Source organism: Azospirillum ramasamyi (genome assembly GCF_003233655.1).
GTDB classification, from domain to species: domain Bacteria; phylum Pseudomonadota; class Alphaproteobacteria; order Azospirillales; family Azospirillaceae; genus Azospirillum; species Azospirillum ramasamyi.
Window position 1 is genome coordinate 300,992 of sequence record NZ_CP029833.1, and the last position, 17,705, is coordinate 318,696.

Annotated in this window: 13 protein-coding genes and 1 pseudogene; 11 read left to right on the top strand and 3 right to left on the bottom strand. The window is 69.0% G+C overall.

The genetic code is table 11. The annotated features are described in order from the left end of the window. The first annotated feature begins 74 nt into the window (after positions 1-74). The 8 genes and pseudogenes from DM194_RS23665 to mmsB form a co-directional block, all read left to right on the top strand. Entirely contained in the window at positions 75-425 is a 351-nt protein-coding gene (locus DM194_RS23665) for an ArsR/SmtB family transcription factor (RefSeq protein ID WP_246024558.1), read from the top strand. A gap of 52 nt (positions 426-477) precedes the next feature. After that, a complete protein-coding gene (locus DM194_RS23670) occupies positions 478-996 on the top strand; it encodes an arsenate reductase ArsC (RefSeq protein WP_111070010.1) in 519 nt (172 codons plus the stop codon). Then, complete coding sequence (gene arsC / locus DM194_RS23675; protein ID WP_111070011.1) at positions 993-1,427, top strand: arsenate reductase (glutaredoxin); 435 nt, start codon at positions 993-995, stop codon at positions 1,425-1,427. Before DM194_RS23670 ends, arsC begins: the two co-directional genes overlap by 4 nt. Before the next feature lie 54 nt (positions 1,428-1,481). Next, entirely contained in the window at positions 1,482-2,513 is a 1,032-nt protein-coding gene (arsB, locus tag DM194_RS23680; protein WP_111070287.1) for an ACR3 family arsenite efflux transporter, read from the top strand. Continuing rightward, positions 2,506-3,267: an arsenical resistance protein ArsH gene (gene arsH, locus DM194_RS23685; protein WP_111070012.1), complete on the top strand. Its 762-nt coding sequence runs from the start codon at positions 2,506-2,508 to the stop codon at positions 3,265-3,267. Before arsB ends, arsH begins: the two co-directional genes overlap by 8 nt. Positions 3,268-3,405: 138 nt before the next feature. Next, positions 3,406-4,905 (top strand): CoA-acylating methylmalonate-semialdehyde dehydrogenase, encoded by a 1,500-nt coding sequence (locus DM194_RS23690; protein ID WP_111070013.1) that lies wholly within the window; start codon positions 3,406-3,408, stop codon positions 4,903-4,905. Between the two features lie 83 nt (positions 4,906-4,988). Next, positions 4,989-6,134, top strand: coding sequence for an isobutyryl-CoA dehydrogenase (locus DM194_RS23695; RefSeq protein WP_111070014.1), 1,146 nt, complete (start codon positions 4,989-4,991; stop codon positions 6,132-6,134). Positions 6,135-6,165: 31 nt separating this feature from the next. Next, positions 6,166-7,059: pseudogene (gene mmsB / locus DM194_RS23700) on the top strand (3-hydroxyisobutyrate dehydrogenase); the annotation flags it as partial. 11 nt (positions 7,060-7,070) lie between these two features. Here the strand turns inward: mmsB and DM194_RS23705 are convergent. Further along, on the bottom strand, positions 7,071-7,976 hold the full coding sequence (locus tag DM194_RS23705) for a LysR family transcriptional regulator (protein WP_111070016.1): 906 nt from the start codon (positions 7,974-7,976) through the stop codon (positions 7,071-7,073). A gap of 307 nt (positions 7,977-8,283) precedes the next feature. Here DM194_RS23705 and DM194_RS28505 point away from each other — a divergent pair, with 307 nt between their 5' ends. Continuing rightward, positions 8,284-9,051 (top strand): hypothetical protein, encoded by a 768-nt coding sequence (locus DM194_RS28505; RefSeq protein ID WP_176581494.1) that lies wholly within the window; start codon positions 8,284-8,286, stop codon positions 9,049-9,051. A 7-nt stretch (positions 9,052-9,058) separates the two neighbouring features. Here DM194_RS28505 and DM194_RS23715 read toward each other — a convergent pair whose 3' ends face one another. Together DM194_RS23715 and DM194_RS23720 are read right to left on the bottom strand one after the other, a co-directional pair. Then, complete coding sequence (locus tag DM194_RS23715) at positions 9,059-9,793, bottom strand: DUF3102 domain-containing protein (protein WP_111070017.1); 735 nt, start codon at positions 9,791-9,793, stop codon at positions 9,059-9,061. Positions 9,794-9,795: 2 nt separating this feature from the next. Beyond that, positions 9,796-10,419 carry a ParA family protein gene (locus DM194_RS23720; RefSeq protein ID WP_246024559.1) on the bottom strand — a complete coding sequence of 208 codons (624 nt, stop codon included), beginning with the start codon at positions 10,417-10,419 and terminating at the stop codon, positions 9,796-9,798. A 458-nt stretch (positions 10,420-10,877) separates the two neighbouring features. On the opposite strand from DM194_RS23720, the gene DM194_RS23725 reads away from it, so the two are divergent. Next, entirely contained in the window at positions 10,878-16,184 is a 5,307-nt protein-coding gene (locus DM194_RS23725; protein ID WP_246024560.1) for a two-partner secretion domain-containing protein, read from the top strand. Between the two features lie 128 nt (positions 16,185-16,312). Further along, a complete protein-coding gene (hmgA, locus tag DM194_RS23730) occupies positions 16,313-17,617 on the top strand; it encodes a homogentisate 1,2-dioxygenase (RefSeq protein WP_111070019.1) in 1,305 nt (434 codons plus the stop codon). Positions 17,618-17,705: the final 88 nt, after the last annotated feature.

Consider the following 17,705-nt stretch of genomic DNA (forward strand, 5'->3'; position numbering starts at 1 on the left):
CGCGGGGCGCCGGGGCCTTCACGGAACCGTCACTTGTCCCGCCCTGACATTTCGACTATTGTCGAATCATGGAAATGACAGCCGCCACCAACGCCTTCGCCGCCCTCGCCCAGGAAACACGTCTGGCCGTCTTCCGCCTGCTGATCACGGTGGGTCCGAACGGGCTGACAGCCGGCGACATCGCCCAGCAGGTGGGGGTCCCCGCCTCCACCCTGTCCCATCATCTGGCAACGCTGGAACGCGCCGGCCTGCTCCGCTCCTGGCGGGTGCAGCGGCAGATCTTCTACGCATCCGACTATGAGGGCACCCGCCGGCTGATCGCCTTCCTGATGGAGGACTGCTGCCAGGGCCGCCCTGAACTCTGTTCCGCCGACCTGACCCAGGCCGTCCCGTGTGGTCCCGTCGGATGTGACCACGACACCTGAGGCTCCGATCCCAACCGCCGCACTCCCCGCGGCCCGGAAAGGCAATCCAGCGATGACCGACCGCGTCTACAACGTCCTGTTCCTGTGCACCCACAACAGCGCCCGCAGCGTCATGGCGGAATGCCTGCTGAACCGAGAGGGCAAGGGCCGCTTCCGCGGCTTCAGCGCCGGCAGCCAGCCGTCCGGCCGCATCAACCCCTATGTCCACGACCTGCTGCAACGGCTTGGCTTCCCGACCGCCGAACTGCGCTCCAAAGCCTGGAACGAATTCGCTGCCCCCGGCGCCGCGCACATGGATTTCGTCTTCACCGTCTGCGACAACGCCGCCGGCGAGGTCTGCCCCATCTGGCCCGGCCAGCCGATGACGGCGCACTGGGGCTTCCCCGACCCGTCGAGTGCCCAGCGCAGCGACGCGGAGAAGGCAGCCTTCACCGCCACAGTGTTCGGGCATATCCAGCGTCGCATCCAGGCCTTCGTCAGCCTGCCCATCGCCTCGCTCGACCGGCTGGCGCTGAAGCGAAAGCTGGACGACATGGGGCAGGTGTCCGCCACCCCGGAGGAGGCGCGATGACGCCGGTCACCATCTATCACAACCCGGCTTGCGGCACCTCGCGCAACACGCTGGCGCTGATCCGCAACAGCGGCGTCGAACCGGCGGTGATCGAGTATCTGGAGACGCCGCCGACGCGCGCCGAGTTGGCCGACCTGATCCGCCGCATGGGCGTGCCGGTGCGTGCCGTCCTGCGCGAGAAGGGCACGCCCTATGCCGAACTCGGTTTCGGCGACCCGGCGTTGACCGATGACCAACTGCTCGACGCCATGACGGCGCACCCGATCCTGATCAACCGGCCGATCGTGGTGACGCCGCTGGGCGTGCGGCTGTGCCGCCCGTCCGAGGCGGTTCTCGACATCCTCCCCGATGCCCAGCGCGGCACCTTCGCCAAGGAGGACGGCGAGCAGGTCGTCGATGGCGCCGGACGCCGCGTCGGCAATGCCTCCTGACGGACACGGATCATGACCGCTGACATCCAGGCCGCCCCGGCGGCCCGCCCCTCCATGGGGCTTTTCGAGCGCTACCTCAGCGTCTGGGTCGCGCTGTGCATCGTCGCCGGCATCGCGCTCGGCCATCTGGTGCCGGGCGTCTTCCAGGCCATCGCCGCGGCGGAGGTCGCCAAGGTCAACCTGCCGGTGGCTGTGCTGATCTGGCTGATGATCGTGCCGATGCTGCTGAAGATCGACCTCGGTGCGTTGGGACGGGTGAAAGAGCATTGGCGCGGCGTCGGCGTGACGCTGTTCATCAACTGGGCGGTCAAGCCCTTCTCAATGGCGCTGCTGGGTACGCTGTTCATCGGAAACCTGTTCGCCCCGCTGCTGCCGCAGGACCAGATTTCCTCCTACATCGCCGGCCTGATCCTGCTGGCCGCCGCCCCCTGCACCGCCATGGTCTTCGTCTGGTCGAACCTGTGCGAGGGAGAGCCGCACTACACGCTGAGCCAGGTGGCGCTGAACGACATCATCATGGTCTTCGCCTTCGCGCCGCTGGTCGGCCTGCTGCTGGGCGTCGCGTCGATCACCGTGCCGTGGGACACGCTGCTGCTGTCGGTGCTGCTCTACATCGTCATCCCCGTGGTGGCCGCCCAGCTGTGGCGCCGCGGACTGCTGGCCAGCGGCGGCGAGCCCGCGCTGAAGCGGACGCTGAACCTGATCCAGCCGGTTTCGCTGGTGGCGCTGCTGACCACGCTGGTGCTGCTGTTCGGTTTCCAGGGCGAGCAAATCCTCGCCCAGCCGCTGGTCATCCTGCTGCTGGCGGTGCCGATCCTGATCCAGGTCTATTTCAACGCCGGCCTCGCCTATTGGCTGTCGCGCCGGTTCGGGGTGGCGTGGTGCGTGGCGGCGCCGGCGGCCCTGATCGGCGCCTCCAACTTCTTCGAGCTGGCGGTCGCCGCCGCCATCAGCCTGTTCGGCCTCGGCTCGGGCGCCGCGCTCGCCACCGTGGTCGGCGTGCTGGTCGAGGTGCCGGTGATGCTGTCGGTGGTGAAGATCGTCAAGACGACCAAACCCTGGTACGAGGGACGCACCCATGCATGATATCCATCCCGGCGAACACGACTCCCTCCCGAGCCTGGACGAGCCCTACTTCGAGGTACCCGCCCCCGACAGGCTGACACCGGCGCGGCCGTCGAAGCACCCGCCGCGCATCCTGCTGCTCTACGGTTCGCTGCGGGAACGGTCCTACAGCCGCTTCCTGGCCGAGGAGTCGGCCCGGCTGCTCCGCCGCATGGGGGCGGAAACCCGCATCTTCGACCCAAGCGGCCTGCCGCTGCCGGACAGCGTGCCGGCCGACCATCCCAAGGTGGCGGAGTTGCGCGCCCTGTCGCAATGGTCGGAAGGCCAGGTGTGGGTCAGCCCGGAACGCCACGGCACCATCACCGGCGTCCTGAAATGCCAGATCGACTGGCTGCCGCTGGAAAGCGGCGGCATCAGGCCGACGCAGGGGCGGACGCTGGCGGTGATGCAGGTCTCCGGCGGCTCGCAATCCTTCAATGCGGTCAACGCGATGCGGGTGCTGGGGCGCTGGATGCGGATGGTGACCATCCCGAACCAGTCGTCGGTGGCCAAGGCCTACCAGGAGTTCGACGAGGCCGGGCGGATGAAGCCCTCGCCCTACTACGACCGCGTGGTGGACGTGCTGGAGGAACTGGTCAAGTTCACCCTGCTGGTGCGCGACCGCGGCGATTATCTGACCAGCCGCTACAGCGAACGCCGCGAGGCCGGGCTGAAGGAGGCGAGCGAAGCGCAAGCCCTGGTCGCCGCGGCCATGAGCGGGGAGAAGGCCGACTGATCCCGCGGCACCGCGGTCCCGGCCCGCCGCCGGGACCCTTGCCGCATTCCTGCACAACCGTTGCGCAAAGTTTCGGGTCGATCCGAAGAGCCGGACAGGTCCACATGGTGACAAACAATCCCATGGGAGGACAATAGGATGACCACCGAACTTCAGCACCTGATCGGCGGCAAGCTGGTTTCCGGAACGTCCGGGCGGTTCGCCGACGTCTACTCCCCGATGACCGGCGAGGTGCGCGCCCGCGTGCCGCTGGCGAGCGCGGAGGAGATGCGCGCCGCGGTGGAGAACGCCAAGGAGGCGCAGCGCGGTTGGGCCGCGATGAACCCGCAGCGCCGCGCCCGCGTGCTGATGCGCTTCCTCGATCTCGTCCAGCGCGATTATGACGAGCTGGCGCTGCTGCTGTCGCTGGAGCATGGCAAGACCATCGTCGACGCCAAGGGCGACATCCAGCGCGGCCTGGAGGTGGTGGAGTTCGCCTGCGGCATCCCGCATTTGCTGAAGGGCGAGTTCACCGACGGCGCCGGCCCCGGCATCGACATCTATTCGATGCGCCAGCCGCTGGGCGTGGTCGCCGGCATCACGCCGTTCAACTTCCCGGCCATGATCCCGATGTGGAAGTTCGCCCCGGCCATCGCCTGCGGCAACGCCTTCATCCTCAAGCCGTCGGAGCGCACGCCGGGCGTGCCGGTCAAGCTGGCCGAGCTGATGCTGGAAGCCGGCCTGCCGCCGGGTATCCTCAACGTCGTCCACGGCGACAAGGTGGCGGTGGACGCCATCCTCGACGACCGCGACATCAAGGCGGTGGGCTTCGTCGGCTCCACCCCGATCGCCGAATACATCTACAACCGCGGCTGCGCCAACGGTAAGCGCGTGCAGTGCTTCGGCGGCGCCAAGAACCACGCGCTGGTGATGCCGGACGCCGACCTCGACCAGGCGACCGACGCGCTGATCGGCGCCGGCTATGGCGCGGCGGGCGAGCGCTGCATGGCGATCTCCGTGGTCGTGCCGGTCGGCAAGAGGACCGCCGACGCCCTGATGGAGCGGCTGATCCCGCGGGTGGAAGGCCTGAAGATCGGCCCCTCCACCGACGGCAGCGCCGATTTCGGCCCGCTGGTGACGCGCGAGCATCTGGAGCGGGTGAAGTCCTACGTCGACATCGGCGTCAAGGAGGGCGCGAAGCTGGCGGTCGACGGCCGCGAGTTCAAGATGCAGGGCTACGAGAACGGCTTCTACATGGGCGGCTGCCTGTTCGACGAGGTCAAGCCGGACATGCGCATCTACAAGGAGGAGATCTTCGGCCCGGTGCTCTCCGTCGTCCGCGCCGACAGCTACGAGGAGGCGCTGGCCCTGCCGAACGACCACGAGTACGGCAACGGCGTGGCCATCTTCACCCGCGACGGCGACGCCGCCCGCGACTTCGCCTCCCGCGTCGATGTCGGCATGGTCGGCATCAACGTTCCGATCCCGGTTCCGCTGGCCTACTACACCTTCGGCGGCTGGAAGCGTTCGGGCTTCGGCGACCTGAACCAGCACGGGCCGGATTCGGTGCGCTTCTACACCAAGACCAAGACCGTCACCTCGCGCTGGCCCTCGGGCGTCAAGGAAGGCGCCAGCTTCGTCATTCCGACCATGGAGTGATGAGGTATCCTTCCCTCTTCCGCCTCTCGCATGAACGACCTTTGTGCGAGAGGCGGAAGAGGGGGAATCGCAGGAGGTGACGCATGTCCTTTGAACTGACCGAAGACCAGGCCGCCATCCGCGACATGGCGCTGTCCTTCGCCCGCGACGAGCTGGCGCCGAACGCCGTCGAATGGGACCAGAAGAAGCATTTCCCGACCGACACGCTGCGCGCCGCCGGCGATCTCGGGATGGGCGGCATCTATGTGTCGGAGGACCATGGCGGCTCGGCGCTCAGCCGTCTCGACGCCGTGGTGATCTTCGAGGCGCTGAGCCAGGGCTGTCCGACCATCGCCTCCTACATCTCCATCCACAACATGGTGGCGGGGATGGTGGACAGTTTCGGCAATGACGAGCAGAAGGCTTACTGGCTGCCCAAGCTCTGCCGGATGGAATGGCTGGCCAGCTATTGCCTGACCGAGGCCAATGCCGGCTCCGACGCCGCGGCATTGCGCACCAGGGCGGTGCGCGACGGCGACAGCTATATCCTGAACGGCGCCAAGCAGTTCATTTCCGGCGCCGGCAGTTCCGACCTCTACCTCGTCATGGCCCGCACCGGCGAGGACGGCCCCGGCGGCATCAGCGCCTTCCTGCTGCCCAAGGACACCCCCGGCCTCTCCTTCGGCGCCAACGAGCACAAGATGGGCTGGAACGCCCAGCCGACCCGCGCCGTCATCATGGAGGACGCCCGCGTTCCCGCCTCCGCCCTGCTGGGGCAGGAAGGGATGGGCTTCAAATTCGCCATGAAGGGGCTGGACGGCGGCCGCATCAACATCGCCGCCTGCTCCATCGGCGGCGCCCAGGCGGCGCTGGACAAGGCCCTGACCTACATGGGCGAACGCAAGGCCTTCGGCCAGACGCTCGACCGCTTCCAGGCCCTGCAGTTCCGCATCGCCGACATGGCGACGGAGTTGGAGGCCGCCCGCACCTTCGTCCACCGCGCCGCCTCGGCGCTGGACGCCAAGAGCAAGGACGCCACCCGCCTCTGCGCCATGGCGAAGCGCTTCGCCACCGATACCGGCTTCGAGGTGGCGAACGACGCCCTGCAGCTGTTCGGCGGCTACGGCTATCTGGCCGATTACGGCGTGGAGAAGATCGTCCGCGACCTGCGGGTCCACCAGATCCTGGAAGGCACCAACGAGATCATGCGCCTGATCGTCTCGCGCAGCGAGATCGGGCGGATGGCGTAACGCAAACCAAAAACAAACGACGGGAGACGCGACGATGGCGGTGATCGGTTTCATCGGATTGGGCAACATGGGCGGCCCGATGGCCGCGAACCTCGTGAAGGCGGGGCATCGGGTGGTGGGCTTCGACCTGTCCACCGCCGCGATCGACGCGGCCGAGGCGGCCGGCGTCACCATCGGCGAATCCCCCGCGGCCATCGCGGCGGCGGCGGAGGTGGTCGTCACCATGCTGCCGGGCGGCAAGCATGTTCTGGGCGTCTATGACGGCGACACGGGCATCGTCGCGGTGGCGCGGCCGGGCACGCTGCTGATCGACTGCTCCACCATCGACGTCGACTCCGCCCGCAAGGCCCATGCGCTGGCCGCCGCCAAGGGGGCCGTCTCGCTCGACGCCCCGGTGTCGGGCGGCGTCGGCGGCGCGGCGGCCGGCACGCTGACCTTCATGGCCGGCGGCGAGGCCGAGGCCTTCGAACGCGCCCGCCCGATCCTGGAGGCGATGGGCAAGAAGATCGTCCATTGCGGCGGCCCCGGCGCCGGTCAGGCGGCAAAGATCTGCAACAACATGATCCTCGGCATCTCGATGATCGGCGTCTGCGAGGCCTTCGTCCTGGCGGAGAAGCTCGGGCTGTCGCATCAGGCGCTGTTCGACGTGTCGTCCACCTCGTCGGGCCAGTGCTGGTCGCTGACCAGCTATTGCCCGGTCCCCGGCCCGGTCCCCACCAGCCCGGCCAACCGCGATTACCAGCCCGGCTTCGCGGCGGCGCTGATGTTGAAGGATCTGAAGCTGGCCCAGGAAGCGGCGCAGAGCGCCGGCGCCCCCACCCCGCTGGGTGCCGCGGCGGCGCAGCTCTACGCCATGATGAACGCGCAGGGCGAAGGCGGCACCGACTTCTCCGGCATCATCCGCATGCTGCGCGGCGAGGGGTAGGCCGGAACCTATCAGGCCGCCGACGGGGGCAGGAACAGCGCCTGCTCCCGCCGGACCAGATCGGCGATGTAGTCCGCGGTCATGGCGATGCGGGCCAGCGACCGCAGATCCTCATGCACGATCAGCCAGAAGGACCGCGTGATCGTCACCTCATCCGGCAGGACCGGCACCAGATCGGGCTCTCCGCCGGCGATGAAGGCGGGCAGCATGCACAGCCCCGCCCCGGCCAGCGTCGCCTTCATCTGGGCGACGAGGCTGCTGCTCTTGATGCGCGGCGCCACCTCCCCGATCGTCTCGACATAGTCCAGTTCGGGCGCGAAGATCAGGTCGTCGATATAGCCGATGAAGGAATGGCCGCGCAGGTCGGCGCGGCTGCGGATCGGCGGCCGGGCCTCCAGATAGGCGGCGGTAGCGTACAGCCCCAGCCGGTAATCGGTCAGCTTGCGGGCATAGAGCCGCCCTTCCTGCGGGCGGGACAGGCTGATGGCGATGTCGGCCTCGCGCTTCGACAGGCTGAAGACGCGCGGCATGGCGACCAGCTGCACCTCCAGTTCCGGGTGGCGTTCGCACAAGGCCCCGATGCGCGGCGCCAGGAAACAGCTGCCGAAGCCGTCGGGCGCCCCGATGCGCACCGCGCCGGCAAGCGCCAGATCGCCGTCCGCCACCATGCCCTGGGCGAGAAAGGCCGCGCTCTCCATCACCTCGGCGGTCTGCTTCAGCCGCTCGCCCTGCGGCGTCAGGGTGAAACCGCTGGGTCGGCGCTCGAACAGGGTGACGCGCAACGCATCCTCCAGCGCCGAAATGCGGCGGCTGACCGTGGTGTGGTCGGCACGCAGGCGCTGGGCCGCCGTGGTCAATGTGCCGGCGCGGGCCACCGCCAGGAAGAATCGCAGGTCGTTCCAATTGAAATCGGCCATGTCCGCCGGCGCCGCCGTCCATTCTCGCTGGTGAAGCTGGGGCCGAACTGTCCCATCAACCCGCCCCTCTGACAAGAGCGCCAACCCGCCTCTGCGACAACGCCGCACCCGGCACGAAGCGAAGCACCGAAAGAACCTGCCCCGAAGAGGTACCGCATCTTTCGGGGGCCGCCCCCATTTCGCGCGGACGAAGCGCCCGCCTGTTGCGTTTATCTGTTGAGGGAAGCGGCGTTCCTGACGACTGCACACAAGGAAAGGACAGGCGATGCCGGGCGAGGGCCGGACGGGGAAGTGGTGCGGGGCATTGATGGCAACGACTGCGGCGGCGGCGCTCGTCGTCCTTGCCGCGGTTGCGGCGCTGCCGGTCGTCGCCGAACCGCTGCTCTCCGCGCCGGAGGCCGAGGCTCCCCCGCCCTCCCCCGCCCATACTCCGGCTCCGGCTGCTCCGGCGGCGGTCCCGAAGGTTGAGCCGGCAGCGGCCCCCCCATTGGAAGCCCCAATGGAACCGGCAATCGAACCCGTCGCGGTCCCGGCGAAGGAGCCGGCAGTTGAGCCGGTAATGGTGCAGGCGGCGGAACCGGCAGCCGTCGCACCGATGGAACCGGCAGCGGAACCCGTGACGGAACCGGCAGCGTTTCAGATTCCGGCGGTTCAGGTTCCGGCGGTGACGGTGCAGGCGCCGGCCATGCCCCAGACCGACGCCTTCGACTGCTGGCTCCTGGCCCCGGAGCAGCTGGACCAGGTGGTCGAGCAGGGCCTGTGCCGCGACGCCTTCGCCCGTGCGCCGGAAATCGCCTCCCTGCCCGACGCCCCTCCCCCGCCCGCGCTGACGCCGCCGCGCAAGCCGAAGGTCCCGGAACGGCGCACCCGCACGTCGAGCCGCAATTCCAGCCACAGCGAAAGCCATGCGATGGGCGCCTCGGCCGCACGGGTTTCCCGCAACGGCAGCGGCGACTTCTTCAGCAACTTCCAGCGCGATTTCCGCGCATTGACCGACCTGATCGGCGGCCAGTCGTCACCGCGCCGGTCCGGCGGCGACAGCATGCCCGGCTCCCACACGTCGCACCGGAACTGAGGCTCCTTTACGCCCCGTCATCCGCGCCGGTGCCGACATCCTCCGCCTCGACGTCGATGGTGACGCCGGTGCGCCCCCGGCCATAGTCATGCTCCGGGTCGATGCCGTGGTCGCGCCGCAGCTCGTCGCGAACCTCGGCCAAGCGGGCGCGCAGCCGGGCATATTCGGCCAGAAGCTGGCGGCGCCTGTCGTTCGGCGTCACGTCCTTCGGCGGGCGCAGAGAGCGCTTGAAGTCGATCAGCTGGCGGCGGGTCACGTCGGGACGGATCAGCCCCTGCGCCTTGGCGCGCTCCAGCTCGTCCGGTGTCATGGTGACGATCTGGTAGGCGACGCTTTCCGCCCCCGGCAGCACGTCCAGCGACAGCCGCCCGGTATCCACCGCCTCCGCCACCGCGCGGAAGCGGAAGGCGGTCTCGACCGAGAACGGCATGTCGCTCTCGATCATCGCCTCGAACTCGCCATGGGGCAGGATCTCCTTGGCGCGGTTCAGATAGCGGCCGATCGACAGGAACTCCTTGCGGCTGCGGTTCCAGTGATAGCGGATTTCCTGGGCGAATTCCTGCCGGGTGTGGCAGGGCACGATGGCGTCGCTGATGTCCGATGCCCGGCGGTCGGCCTTGGACGGCGCCACCGCCGCGGCGGTGCGGGCCGGCACGGCGGGCGCCGAGGGCTGGGCGGCCGGTGCGGGAGCGGCCTTGCCCTGCTCCGCCACCTTCTTCATGAAGGACTTCACGTTGGCCATGGTCAGATCCCCAACTCGTGCCGGATGAAGTACCAGGCGCCCAGGCATTCGTCGGCGCCGTTCACCGCGCCGACATCGACGATGGAGCAGCCGATGTCGTCGACCCGGTGCATGTCCTCGATGTCCGGCACCTCATGCGGCACCAGCCGGCCGACCCGGCCCAGCTCCAGCTTCGCTTCCCGCAGGCTGACCGACCGGCGCTTGACCCGGTTCAGCAGGAAGGCGGCGGGGCGGCCGTAATCGCGCAGGAACTCCATCCAGGGGATGACGCTCATCTTGTCGAAACGCCCCACGCCGGTCGGCACCAGCACGAGGTCGGCGCGGCGCAGCAGGATCTTGGTCGCTTCGGGATAAAGCTCCACCGAGGGCGGCGTGTCGATGAAGACCACGTCGTAGCGGGCGGGGTCGATCTGGGCGAGCGCCGCGTCGATCTCCTCCAGCGTGCCTTCATAATGGTCGATGACGGCGACCTCGTGCGGGCGGCGCAGTTCGTGCCACTGCCCCAGCGTGCGCTGCGGATCGAAATCCAGCGTCGCGACGCGCATTCCGTCCTTGGCGGCCGCCACCGCGGTGTTCTTGCAACTGGTGGTTTTTCCGGTTCCGCCCTTCGGCGCGCTGTAGACCACCCAGCGGGCGGGCTTCTGTGCAGCTTTCTGTACCGAATCGGCGGCATTCTGGCCCGCCTGCCTGCCGGTTGATTTACCTGCCGGTCTGCCTGCAGATTTCCGTGTGGCGACGGCGGTCGGATCGGCCATCTGTTCCCCCTGCAACGCGTGATGCCCTTCTTATTAGCGGATCGACCGCCGGCTCGAAAGGGCAAAGGCGGGACCTGAACCATTGAAATAGGGCATTTCTGTACCGGGGAGGCGTTACTGGTAACGCTTTCCGCACCGGTTCCGTTACCGGTAACGCTTCCGGCGCGACACACGCGCCATCCCGTATTGCGGCAACGAAACATTCCGTCACCACTTTCGGCATTTTCGCCTCGGTCGCACGTCGCTAAAATGTTTCGCATTCCAAGAATACGGACAGGGTATCGCCTTCCCACGGGCATCGGGGGCTTGCGCTGGGGAGTGGATCGGTGATGCGGGGATCGGGTGTGACGGACGGATCGGCGGGACAGGCTGTGGAGGCGCGGAGGGACCATCCCGGGACCGGACTGAGGCAGGCCCTGTGCCGCGGCACCGCGCTGGCGGGGGCGGCGCGTCTGGCGGTCATCGCCGCCGTGGCCGCCCTCGGCCTGCCGGCCCTGCCCGCCTTCGCCAACCCCGAGGGCGGCGTGGTCACCGACGGCAGCGCCGTCATCCAGTCCACCGGCCCCGGCCGGCTCGACGTCATCCAATCCACCCCGAAGGCGGTGATCGACTGGAAGCGCTTCGGCATCGCCGAGGGCGAGCACACCAACTTCCAGCAGCCCGACGCCAATTCCATCACCCTCAACCGCGTCACCGGCCCCGATCCCTCCGCCATCATGGGGCGGCTGACCGCCAACGGGCAGGTCTGGCTCGTCAATCCGAACGGCATCCTGTTCGGACCGAACGCCAGCGTCGATGTCGGCGGGCTGGTCGCCACCACCCACGACATCCGCAACGAAGACTTCATGGCCGGCCGCCACAGCTTCGAGGGGCGGGCCGGCTCCACCGCGACGGTGGAGAACGAGGGCAGCATCACGGTGGCGCAGGCCGGGCTGGCGGCGCTGGTCGCCCCCGGCGTCGCCAACCGCGGCACCATCCAGGCCCGCATGGGCGAGGTGACGCTGGCATCCGGGCGGCGCTTCGTCGTCGACCTGTTCGGCGACCAGAAGATCAACATCGCGGTGGACGCCAAGACCGACGCGCGGCCCGTCGGCGCCGACGGCAAGCCGGTGGACGCCCTGGTCAGCAACAGCGGCAGGATCTTCGCCGACGGCGGCCGGGTACAGATGACGGCCTCGGCCGCCAAGGGGCTGGTCGACCGCGTCGTCAACATGTCCGGCACCGTCCAGGCCCGGCGGGTGGAGCAGCAGGGCGGCGACATCGTCCTGCTGGGCGACGGCGGCGAGGTGGAGGTGTCGGGCACGCTGGACGCCAGCGGCAGGAATGCCGGCCAGACCGGCGGTTCCGTCAGCGTGTCGGGCGACCGCACGGCGCTGACCGGCAAGGCACGCATCGATGCGTCCGGCGCCGCCGGGGGAGGGGAGGTGCTGGTCGGCGGCGACGTGCAGGGCGGCAAGGCGTCCGCCGCCACGCTGGCCGGCTACGGCATCCGCCCGGCGCGCAAGCCGGTGCCGCCGTCCGCCGAGACGGTGGTGGCGCAGGCGGCCACCATCGCCGCCGACGCCACCGAGAGCGGCAAGGGCGGCAAGGTCGTGGTGTGGGCCGACGGCGGCACCCGCTTCGACGGCGCCATCTCCGCCCGCGGCGGTGCGGCCGGCGGCAACGGCGGCTTCGTGGAAACCTCCGGCAAGCTGTCGCTGCAGGTGCGCGGCCGGGTCGATGCCGGGGCATCGGCAGGGAAGGGCGGGTCCTGGCTGCTCGATCCGACCGACATCAGGGTATCGTCGAGCGGAGGGACCATCAGCGCCGCCACGATCGAAGCGTCGCTGAATACCGGCACCGCCGTCACGCTGCAGACCGACAGCGCCATCAGCGGTAACGGCGACATCACCGTCGACGAGGCGATCGTCAAGTCGTACGGCGGGGACACTTCGCTGACGTTGAATGCCTACCGGAACATCATCGTCAATGAAGGCATCCGGTCGGACTCCGGGGCGCTCACCCTCGTCCTGAACGCCGGAAACACCGGAGACGAGGATACGCGCGATGGTGCTGTTCGGATCGGTAAAGAAAGCGGAGCCATTTCGATCAACACCCGCGGCGGCTCGTTTCTGGTGGGCGGCGGCATCAATCCCTCGCTCTACGCGGCAACAGGACTGCCGCTCGCCGGCTACGCATCGGGCGTCAATCTCCTCAACGCCACCATCGATACCGGCGCCGGCTCCATCACCATCAGTGGGAATGGCGGGCTCTATGACGGCGGCGGAAACCACGGCATCGCGCTCCGCAACAGCCAACTGCTGACCACCAGCGGGGCCGTCACGCTCACCGGCGCGGGAGGAATCAGTAACTGCCCGGTACAGACCTGTGATCAGAACCTGTACGGCGGCGACAACCTCGGTGTTCTGCTCGACGCGGCGACGGTGCACAGCTTGAGCGGCATCGTCACGGTCACGGGCGCCGCCGGACACAACGACCAGGACTATTTCCCCGGCCATCCAATCGGCAATTCCTTGGGCGTCAGGCTGAGAGGTTCGAGGCTCGAGAGCGACAATGGCGCCATCATCATCGCGGGCTCGGGCGGGACCGACCGAAGCGAGAGCGGAGTCGGCAACCAGGCAATCGTGATCGAGGGCTCCTCTCAATTGATCGGGCTGGGCGGCACGTCGATCACCCTGACGAGCGGCGGCGGGTGGAACGACGACATCGTGCTGGACTCGTCGACCGTGACCACCCAATCGGGCGCCATCCGCGTTGACGCGGCGCGCGACCTGATAACGATGAACCTTGCGCTGACCGGCGGCGGCACGACGACGCTCAAGGCGGGGAGCGGCGTCTCGCTGATGTCCACCACCATCAATTCGTCCGGCACTCCGGTGGTCGTAAACAGCGGCGCGGACTCAAGCGGCCCGATCCTGATCGCCGGCAGCACGATCCAAACCCATGGCGGCGCCATCACCTTGGGCGGCGGGAACGATCCCGGAGCTTCGCCGGCGACCGGCAACGAAAAAAATGCCACCGGCGTAACCATCGAATCGAGCGAGCTGCTTTCCGACGGGGGCACGATCGCCATCACCGGCGAGGGATCGCACTATGATGGCGACGGCCATGGCGTGGCCATCATCGGACAAAGCAGGATCGGCTCCGGCACCGGGAAGATCGCCATCCGTGGCAAGTCCGTGTCCTATTCCGGCTGGAGTGCCGGCGTCATGATCGCCTCCGATGACGGCGGCAGGCCGATCCTCCAATCCGCCTCCACGGCCGCCGATGCCATTCTGATCGACGGCGACGCCTCCGAGGCGGACGCCGAGGAAGCCTGGGGAGCAAAAATCCAGGGTTCGGCGGAAATCAGGTCGGCAGGCGGCGTTGCCATCACCGGCAGGGCCGGTACATCTGCGGCCATCTCTGAGGTTGCCGGCATCGGCCTGGATGCCGAAACCGACGGCAACATCCAGATCGTGGCGGCCGCGGGAGAGGTGACCCTCCAGGGCACCGCCGGAACCGGTGAAAAGGCATCGGACGTGTACAGGAACGGCGATGTGACGATCAGCAGCACGCCGGCACCACCGCCGCCTCCCCCCCCGGTGACGCCGCCTCCCGTGACCCCGCCTCCCGTGACCCCGACGTTGCCGGAGGTGCCGGAGGTTCCGGCCACGCCGGCCACCCCCACGACACCGGCCGCTCCCACCACACCGGAAACCGGCGGTGGAGACGGGGGCGGACCCGGTACGCCGTCCACCGGCACGCCCGGAACGGATGCGTCCGGCACCAATCCGGAAGGAACCGGATCGACGGGAAGCGCCTCCTCGGATACGTCATCCTCCACCGGCCAATCCGCCCTGGCAGGCAACGGATCCGTACAGACGGTGCTGCAGCCGGTGGCGCAGATCATGGCAAGCCCGACGACGGCCACACCCCCGACGATCGCCCCGGCCACCGGAACCTCGGCCGCCGCAACCACCCCGCAGACCTTCCTGTCGGCGCTGGAACAGGGCACGGCCACCCAGAGCATGGTCCCCCGATCCGGGGAAGGGCAGGGCACCCAGACGACGGGCGGCAACTCGTCCTCCGGCAGCGCCCCGATCTCGCCGCCGCCACCGCCTCCCCCCGGTCCGTCGACGGTGGTGCTGCCGTCCGGCCGCTCCGTCACCTTCACGGCGGAGGCGACGCAGGCCTATGCCTCCGGCGCCACCCTGTCGCAACCGGGGCCCCAGCTGCTCGCCTCGCCCCAGGTCCAGGCGGCGGCCGGCTCCATCATCCAGGCCGCCGGCAGCGGCGGCATGGTGCAGGCGGTGACGGCGCTGGCGACCGGCGGCCTGTCGCTGCCGGAACAGCGGGCGGTGCTGGCCAGCGTCCCCGTCCCCACCCTGATCGGCGGCCTGACCGCCAGCAGCGATCCGGTGGCGGTGCTCGTCGGCGGCATCCTGCAGAACAGCGCCGCCGGCCAGCCCGGCGGCTATGCCCAGGTGCGCGCCACTGTGACCCAGGCCAACCTGCCGCCCCAGGTCGTCCGCACCTACCTCGCCATGGTGCAGCGGGTGGAGCGCGAGCAGCGCACCCAGGCCTTCGCCGGCGCGCTGCGGCAGCTGGTGGCGAACCCTGCGGCGGCGGACATGTTGGGCCGGCCGACCGCCTCCTCGGCTCCGCCCGCCCTGCAGCAGGCGCGCGGCGGCCGCACCCGCGGCGGCACCATGACCCTGCGCGGCATCGTCGCCGACAGCGCCAATCTGGCCGAGGCGCGGGTGAACGGCCGCTGGGTCTTCATCGACGAGCAGGGGCAGTTCCGCACCAGCATCCCGGTGGAGCCGGGGGCGACCGAAGCCACGCTGACCATGACCGACGAGACCGGCAAGACGACCGAGCAGCGCATCGCCATCGATGCCGCCGCCGCGGCGCCCGATCCCGCCGCTCCGCCGAAGCCGCGCAAGATCGCCCTGATGATCGCGGTCGACACCTACCGCGACACCGGCATCCCCGCCCTGGTCACGCCGGAGGCCGACATCAAGGCGGTGGGCAAGGCGCTGAACGACCAGCTCGGCTACGAGACGCGGGTGCTGCGCAATCCGACCAAGGCCCAGATCGGCGAGGCGCTGCGCAAGCTCGGCCGCGAGGTGAGCGAACAGGACCAGGTGATGGTCTATTACGCCGGCCACGGCTATGAGCTGGCGGAAACCGGGACCGGCTATTGGCTGCCGGCCGACGCGGAGACGACCAGCGCCCGCAACTGGGTGTCGAACAACGACATCGGACGCTTCCTCAGCCGCATGCCGGCCAAGCATGTGATGGTGGTGTCGGACAGCTGCTATTCCGGCGCCTTCACCAAGGAACAGAAGGTCGACGCCAGCCGCATCGCCAGCGAGCAGGAGATCCGCCAGCGCCGCTCGGTGATGGCGCTGTCGTCGGGCGGCGACGAGCCGGTGGCCGACGGCGACGTGAACTCCCCCTTCGCCGCCGCGCTGAAGAAGCGGGTGCTGGCGCTGCCGAAGGACAGCAACGGCTACGCGCTCTACCAGGAGGTCCGCGACGACGTGACCCGCGACGCCCCGCAGACCCCGCAATACGGCGTGATCCGCACCGCCGGCTACGACGAAGGCGGCGACTTCCTGCTGGAACTGCCCGACCGTCCGATGAACTGACGGGGCACCGACAGCAACCGCTCCCCCAATTTCCACTAGCGCATAGTTTCAAAAGAAACTATATGAGCGACAAATGGTCGCGCCCGGCCCCACGCCGGCCGCATCCCCCGGAAAAGGGAGCTGCCCGCATGACGTCCCCCGCCTTCACCTACCGGTCCGGCTTCGGCAACGAATTCGCGACGGAGGCCCTGCCGGGCGCGCTGCCCGTCGGCCGCAACTCGCCGCAACGCCCGCCCTACGGCCTCTATGCCGAGCAGATCAGCGGCACCGCCTTCACCGCGCCGCGCGCGCACAACCGCCGCTCCTGGCTGTACCGCATCCGCCCGGCGGTGGTGCACGAGCCGTTCCGGCCGATGGACTCCGGCCGGCTGACCAGCCGCTTCGACGAGATGCCGGCCCCGCCGACGCAACTGCGCTGGAGCCCGCCGCCGATGCCGGATGCGCCGACCGACTTCGTCGCCGGGCTGGTGACCATGGGCGGCAACGGCGGACCGCAGGCGCAGACCGGCTGCGGCATCCATCTCTACGCCGCCAACCGGTCGATGGAAGGGCGCTTCTTCTACGATGCCGACGGCGAGCTGCTGATCGTGCCGCAGCAGGGCCGCCTGCGCCTGTTCACCGAGCTGGGCGTGCTGGAGGTCGAGCCGCAGGAGATCGCCCTCATCCCCCGCGGCCTGCGCTTCCGCGTCGAACTGCCGGACGGCACGGCGCGCGGCTATGTCTGCGAGAATTTCGGCGCGCCGTTCCGCCTGCCGGATCTCGGCCCCATCGGCTCCAACGGGCTGGCCAACCCGCGCGACTTCCTGACGCCCGACGCCTGGTACGAGGATGTCGAGGGCGCCTTCGAACTGGTGGCGAAGTTCGACGACCAACTGTGGAGCGCCCCCATCGGCCACTCGCCGCTGGACGTGGTGGCGTGGCACGGCAACCATGCGCCCTGCAAATACGACCTGCGCCGCTTCAACACCATCGGCTCGATCAGCTTCGACCATCCCGACCCGTCGATCTTCCTGGTGCTGCAATCGCCCAGCGACACCCCCGGCGTCGACAGCATCGACTTCGTCATCTTCCCGCCGCGCTGGCTGGTGCAGGAGGACACCTTCCGCCCGCCCTGGTTCCACCGCAACGTCGCCAGCGAGTTCATGGGCCTGATCCATGGCGTCTACGACGCCAAGGAGGAAGGGTTCCTGCCCGGCGGCGCCAGCTTGCACAACTGCATGAGCGGCCACGGACCCGATGCCGAGACCTTCGCCAAGGCCAGCGCCGCCGACACCACCCGGCCGCAGCGGGTCGGCGACACCATGGCCTTCATGTTCGAAACGCGCGCCGTCATCCGTCCGACGCGTCACGCATTGGAAACCGCCGAGCTTCAGCACGATTATTACCGCTGCTGGCAGGGACTGACCAAGCGCTTCGACCCGACCCGGCCGTAAGGGGGCAGGGCGGCAGCGGCAGCACCCGCCGCCCGCCCCCTGCGACAATTTGTCTCGACGGCGCGCCTGCGGCATTTCACACTGTGTC

What these genes read in the sequence shown, in the direction of transcription:
- DM194_RS23665 (WP_246024558.1), top strand. Translation starts at nt 75, where the DNA reads ATGACAGCCGCCACCAACGCCTTCGCCGCCCTCGCCCAGGAAACACGT.
- DM194_RS23670 (WP_111070010.1), top strand. Translation starts at nt 478, where the DNA reads ATGACCGACCGCGTCTACAACGTCCTGTTCCTGTGCACCCACAACAGC.
- arsC (WP_111070011.1), top strand. Translation starts at nt 993, where the DNA reads ATGACGCCGGTCACCATCTATCACAACCCGGCTTGCGGCACCTCGCGC.
- arsB (WP_111070287.1), top strand. Translation starts at nt 1,482, where the DNA reads ATGGGGCTTTTCGAGCGCTACCTCAGCGTCTGGGTCGCGCTGTGCATC.
- arsH (WP_111070012.1), top strand. Translation starts at nt 2,506, where the DNA reads ATGCATGATATCCATCCCGGCGAACACGACTCCCTCCCGAGCCTGGAC.
- DM194_RS23690 (WP_111070013.1), top strand. Translation starts at nt 3,406, where the DNA reads ATGACCACCGAACTTCAGCACCTGATCGGCGGCAAGCTGGTTTCCGGA.
- DM194_RS23695 (WP_111070014.1), top strand. Translation starts at nt 4,989, where the DNA reads ATGTCCTTTGAACTGACCGAAGACCAGGCCGCCATCCGCGACATGGCG.
- DM194_RS23705 (WP_111070016.1), bottom strand. Translation starts at nt 7,976, where the DNA reads ATGGCCGATTTCAATTGGAACGACCTGCGATTCTTCCTGGCGGTGGCC.
- DM194_RS28505 (WP_176581494.1), top strand. Translation starts at nt 8,284, where the DNA reads ATGGCAACGACTGCGGCGGCGGCGCTCGTCGTCCTTGCCGCGGTTGCG.
- DM194_RS23715 (WP_111070017.1), bottom strand. Translation starts at nt 9,793, where the DNA reads ATGGCCAACGTGAAGTCCTTCATGAAGAAGGTGGCGGAGCAGGGCAAG.
- DM194_RS23725 (WP_246024560.1), top strand. Translation starts at nt 10,878, where the DNA reads ATGCGGGGATCGGGTGTGACGGACGGATCGGCGGGACAGGCTGTGGAG.
- hmgA (WP_111070019.1), top strand. Translation starts at nt 16,313, where the DNA reads ATGACGTCCCCCGCCTTCACCTACCGGTCCGGCTTCGGCAACGAATTC.